This is a genomic window from Enterococcus sp. RIT-PI-f (assembly GCF_001297065.1).
In the GTDB taxonomy this organism is placed as follows: domain Bacteria; phylum Bacillota; class Bacilli; order Lactobacillales; family Enterococcaceae; genus Enterococcus_D.
The window spans coordinates 1-1,038 of sequence record NZ_LHOX01000020.1; the positions used below are offsets into that span (position 1 = coordinate 1).

Below are 1,038 nucleotides of genomic sequence, written 5' to 3' on the forward strand. Positions count from 1 at the left end.
AAATCATCTGGTTTTATATTTCTCAAAAATATTTCCATCGGTGTTTGATACTTTAGAGATTTTCTTGGGATGTGATTTCGTTTGGAAGCAACAGCTTGAATAAATGATTCTGATACTTCATTGAAGTCCATGGTTTTAACTAATCCATCACGACGTAATAATCCATTTGAATGTTCATTTAGAGCGCGTTGTGACGGGGTGCCTGGATCCGCAAAATAAATATCAATATCATTTTGATTTCCCATAGCTTTCCAATTTGAAAATTCTTTCCCACAGTCAAACGTAATTGATTTAAACAGATGTTTAGGAACCGTTTGAAACCAATGATTAATTCGATTTTCAATGTCCATTGCCTGTCTACCGGCTGGCTTCAATGTAATAATCACTTTTGACAAACGTTCCACCAATGTAATAACAGCACTTTTGTGTTTTCGACCGACAATAGTGTCTCCTTCAAGATGGCCAAACTCGTTTTCAAATTCTGGGTGCTCCTTGATTCGCTCATGTATACTGCGCCGAAAAGCTTGTTTCCCACGTTTTTCTTGGTGTCCATTTGGTTTTCGTTTGCCTTTCATAGGCAAATCACGCACATTAAATGCGCCAGTTTGAAACATTCGATACAGTGTACGGACTGAACAATCAAGTTTCATTTCCGAGCGGCCGACAATCACATCCGGTGTCCACCCTTGAACAACCCTCTTTTGAACATATTCTTTTTGTTCCTCTGGTAAAGCCATCGAGCGTCTACCGCAGCGTTTTTTGTTTTCTTTGTATTGTTGATAGTAGTTCAGTATCGTAGCACCAGTTTTCAAAAATTGATACACGTTATGAATCGTTTGTCGCGCACGTCCTAAGCATTGCGCAGTTTTGGCAACGGATTGATTATTTTTGAAATAAGACTCTATGATTACCAGTTCGTCTGTTGTAAGATGGGTGTAGGTCATTTGTACTCACTCCTTAATAATTCTTTGGTCGGAACTATTTTGAGTGTAGCACAAATGATCTTTTTAGTTGTCTAGCTTAATTTTACAATCGACG

1 protein-coding gene is annotated in these 1,038 nt (G+C 38.2%); it reads right to left on the reverse strand.

Annotated elements, in window-relative coordinates; genetic code table 11:
* On the reverse strand, window positions 1-944 hold a 944-nt coding region (locus AEQ18_RS13380; protein ID WP_054116851.1), incomplete at its 3' end, for an IS30 family transposase.
* Window positions 945-1,038: the final 94 nt, after the last annotated feature.